The 4,392-nt window shown below is 68.9% G+C and carries 2 protein-coding genes; both read right to left on the minus strand.

The genetic code is table 11. The annotated features are described in order from the left end of the window. Positions 1–263 precede the first annotated feature (263 nt). On the minus strand, positions 264–1,577 hold the full coding sequence (locus tag ACFXHB_RS44430; RefSeq protein ID WP_380582884.1) for an ABC transporter substrate-binding protein: 1,314 nt from the start codon (positions 1,575–1,577) through the stop codon (positions 264–266). Positions 1,578–2,083: 506 nt separating this feature from the next. Further along, entirely contained in the window at positions 2,084–3,154 is a 1,071-nt protein-coding gene (locus ACFXHB_RS44435) for an RICIN domain-containing protein (RefSeq protein ID WP_380582885.1), read from the minus strand. Positions 3,155–4,392 lie beyond the last annotated feature (1,238 nt).

Here is a 4,392-nt window from a genome sequence, read left to right on the forward strand (position 1 = left end):
GACTGGACCATCGGGTAGAAGGTGAACCCGAGGATGATCAGGAGGGCGGGTGCCACGGACAGCCAACCGGCCAGGGCACCACGGGAACGCCACCGCCGAGACCGGGGCCGCGGTCCGTGCCTGGACAGGCGGGCGGAGGCGGGGCGGACCGTGCGTGCGGCGCCGTCGGGTGGGGCACCTACCGCGGCCGTGGCGCCAGGGGGGTGTTCGGTGGAGGAGGTCATGAGCGCCGTCCGTGGTCCGTCGTATCCTGCCGCCTTCCGCTACTCCTTGCCGAGGGCTTGGCCGACCGCCTCGTCGATGGTCTTGAGCGCCTTGTCGACGGGTGCCTGGCCGTTGACGCCGGCCACGATGTTGGCCTTCTGGGCGTCCCAGCGGGCCTGGAAGGCGTGCCGGTCCTGGAGCAGCAGATCGGGGGTGTTGCGGCCGAGCTGTTCGAAGATGGCGTTCCAGTTCGGGTCGGCCTTGGCCTTGCCGTCGACGGTGGCCTTAACGGCCGGGTCGACCTTGCTCAAGTCGTAGGGGAAGATGCCGTAGTACTCCATGTACTGGGCACTGCGCTCGGGCGAGGCCAGCCAGCGCATGAACGCCCCCGCGCCGGCGAGGTTCTTGCCCGCCGCGCCGGCGACCAGGCTCTGGCCGCCGACCATCGAGCAGCCGCTCTTGGGGCCGGCCGGCATCGGGGCGACGGCCCACTTGCCCTCGGTCTTGGCGCCGCCGAGCTTGATGTTGGCGATGACGGACTGGTTGAACGGGAACATCGCGATGTCGCCGCTGATGAAGCCGTTGAGGGCGCTGGTCCCGGTGGGCGAGATCTTGTCGGCGTAGAAGGACTTCATGTAGTCCATCGCGGTGCGCCCGGCCTCGGTGTTCTGGGTGGAGGTCTTGAAGTCGGGTGAGGTGAGGGAACCGCCGGCCTGGCAGAGGAAGCTCTCCCAGACGGAGTTGATGGCGTTGAGGTGGTCGTCCATGCCCTTGAACTGCAGCCCGTTGACCTTCTTGCCGGCGGCCGCGGACTTGGTGGTGATGGCGGCGGCGGTGGACTTCAGCTCGTCCCAGGTCCTGGGCGGGGCGCTGAACCCGTACTGCTGGAGGATGTCGGTGCGGTAGAGCAGCACACCGACGTCGAAGGAGAGCGGGACGCCGTAGGTCTTGCCGTCGTACGTGTTCACCTTGGCGAGGGGGAGGAACCTGTCTGTGTCGGCGGCGGTGTAGCCGAGCTTGTCGAGCGGGGCGAGCGCACCGGACTTGAGGTAGTCGAGGTCCAGGCCGTTGTTCATCAGCCACACGTCCGGGCCCTTGCCGGCGGCGACGGCCTGCTTGATCTTGTCGCGGCCGTCCTTCCACTCCAGCAGGGTGAGCTCGACCTTCACCTTGCCCTGGGAGGCGTTGAACTCCTCCACCAGCGCCTTGACCTTGCTGTCCTGGCCGATCCAGTAGGGCATCGACCAGAACGTGACGGTGGTCGGCCCGGCCGAATCGGAGGACCCGCTGCCGGAGGCGCAGGCAGAGGCGGCCAGCGCGAAGGCGGACGCCAGCGAGACGGCGGCGACGAGTCTACGGCGGAATGGTGCCATGGGTGGGACTCCTTGTGCTGCGCGGGCTACGGCCGGGCCGACCGCCCCGGGAACCTGTGGGGGGTGGAGAGGGTGAGCTCCCGCGACGGATCGGTGCGGCGCAACATCGGCGCAGCAGATGGAGCTGTGGCGAAACATATGCGATATACGAAAGTAGCGCTAGGTGTGTTGCCGTTTCGTTTTCGCGGCGACATCAGATTTCTGCCGACAGGGCCGGCCGTCGCCCCGGCGGGATCCGGCCCGCGCCCATCGGGGCCGACCTCGACCCGCTCTCCGGCGCGCTGACGCTGTCGAGGGCCCGCCCCGCCCCCGCGTGGTACAGGGGGTGGGGCGGGCCCTCGCCCGTGAGGCTGCCTGTACCGGGCGGACCCGAGACGCAATCGGGGCCGTCGCCGACGGCTGCCGTCTCGGGGTGGGGCTGGAACTCCCGGGTCGGCATGCCCCGGTCGGGACGGCCCCTGGAGCGTCCCGACCAGGCGGGTCCGCCGGCTACGGTGTCCGGGGTGTCACGTGCAGACGGGCGGCTTCGGGGACGAGTGAACGGTGTAGAGGCTGGGCTGTCCCTTGGCGTCGTTCATCATCGGTATGGCGATCGTGTCCTTGGCCGTCCAGGGAAGATGACTGCGGCTGAACGTCCAGTTCCCGGTGATCTTGGTGGCGGCCTTGGAGAGCGTGACCCAGCCGTACTCCCCGGGGCGCACCTTTCCGCTCATCTGGTTTCCCACGGCCTGCGAACCGGACCAGACCTTTTTGAAGGAGAACTTCACCTTCACGCTGACCTTGGCGACCAGTGACGACAGTGCGCCGGTCTCCATTCCCAGCTCAATCTCCGTGCCTATTTCGTGGGACCATCCGTTCGTGTTGGTCACCGTGAATGTATGGGTGGCGTCCTCCGGGCCGTCGTTGCGCCAGGCCACCGACTCGCAGGATTCCGGCAGCATTTCCGCGGGGGATTCCGATTCCATGTCCCAGGAGCATTCATCCTTGTACTTCTGGCATATCTTGGTCGCGTAGGTGATGGCAATTTCCCGCAACCCGCGCACGGGAGGCTGCTCGTCGCCGAAGGGGGCCTTCCACGACTGCTCCTCCTTTCCGTCACAACCGGTCAGCCACGTTGCCGACCCGACCGAAGTCTTGGATTCGTAGGGTGCGAGGCACATCGATGTGCCCACGTTTCGGAACATGAACCCGGTGGGCGTGGGATGAGCTATCCAGTCCTGCCAGGTGCTGGAACCGCAGGACAGCAAGGACACCGGTGCATGGTCCCAGAAGCCTCGGGCCGTCAGGCACGTGCCCAGCGAAATGTTCTGGATCCGGAAGGTTCCTTCGTCCCAGTTCGGGGTCAGGCGCCAGGCCATGTTCGGACCGTCGTGAACGCGCGCCAACCTGATCTGGTTCAACGTGGTTCGCTGGGTGTCCACACTCAGCGTGTACCCCTCCTTCAGGAACAGCCGCGTGCAGTACATGCTCTCCGAGGCCGGGCAGGGGTTGCCCAGGATGGCCGCGGCGTGGGCCGTGCCGCTCGCCATGGGAGTGACGGATATGCCGACGGAAAGGAGTGCTGTCACCAAGGACATGAGCAGCAGTCTCAAGACACCGGATCGAACTCTCGGGGAATACGGATGCATGATTTCCTCTCTCGATGGGACGAAACCGTGGCCGGTCCGGGGCGCACGGCTGCCCGGGACGGGCGGGCCGAGGGTGCCGCAGGCGGCGGGAGGGCAGCGCTGCCCGGTGTCCGAACGCGACGGGGCCGCGCTTTTCGGGATCCGTCGGCCGCGCGACGGCGTGATGCCCCTCGCCACAGCCGCACGGCCTCCGGAGTCCGAGAGCCCTCGGGAACCCGCCGGACGGAGCGCCGGCCATGCCGGGATCGGCAGCCGACGACCGGCCGCTCGACCGTTCCCGGTGGCCCGCCCCACCGGATCCGGCACGAATGATCGCCACGGATCCCACGGGGTGTCATGGACCCTCAAGGCCACGTAGGCACGCTATGCGAATTGGGGTGGTTACCTTCAAGTACCCCTACTTCCCTTCGGGAAGGTGCGAGTTGAAGCACCCGGGTGTCCTCGCGGACGCCGGACAGGGCTCGTAGGCAATACCGTGACGGACAGGGCCGCGCCGCGTCACCACCGTTCGACCGCGCCCGTGGCCGCCGAGCGGGACGGCGGCCACGGGCGCATCGGTCGGCGGCCGATGGAGACTCTTTTGCCGCCACCCCGGCCGCGGACTCGGCCCGGGGGGCCGGTGCCGAGGGCGGAGGCCGACCGCTCGACGATGTCGCCGGAGCGGGTGAACGCGAGGTTCACCGCTTACCGCGAGCTGTTCCCTACGCAGGTGAGGAGCACCGACCCGGCGCCGGCGGACGAGGAACCGGCGACCGGATGCTCCACTGGCGGGCGCCGGACCGGGCCCGGGTACCCGCCGGTCGCCCTGGTCGCCACCGGCGCCGGGCCGGTGGCGCCGGCCAACCGGCAGCAGGCTGTGGCGGACCTGGGACGCGGCGACCGGCGCGGCACCTGGTGGATCCACCCGGTCGGACAGCGTGGACGGGCACGGCCGGCGCGAGTACGAGGACGCGGCGCCGGTCGTCGCCACCACCTTCACCTGTTGGGCCGAGCACGGCCCGATCGGCCCGGTGTGGCGGCGTCTGCCGGTAGCGGCTGACCCCGGACGACGACCGGGGTCAGGGGTGGCGCGGAGCGTCAACCAGGGGTGGATGTGCCCCTTCGTTCAGCGGTGGAGTTCGGTGAGGAGGGGTTCGAGCGCGGCGACGAGGTCGTCGGCCGTGGCGGAGCCGTTGCCCTCGAACTCG

Source organism: Kitasatospora sp. NPDC059327, assembly GCF_042752535.1.
Classification (GTDB): domain Bacteria; phylum Actinomycetota; class Actinomycetes; order Streptomycetales; family Streptomycetaceae; genus Kitasatospora.

Excerpts from the sequence above, each read along its gene's own strand:
- ACFXHB_RS44435 (WP_380582885.1), bottom strand. The coding sequence starts at position 3,154 with ATGTCCTTGGTGACAGCACTCCTTTCCGTCGGCATATCCGTCACTCCC.
- ACFXHB_RS44430 (WP_380582884.1), bottom strand. The coding sequence starts at position 1,577 with ATGGCACCATTCCGCCGTAGACTCGTCGCCGCCGTCTCGCTGGCGTCC.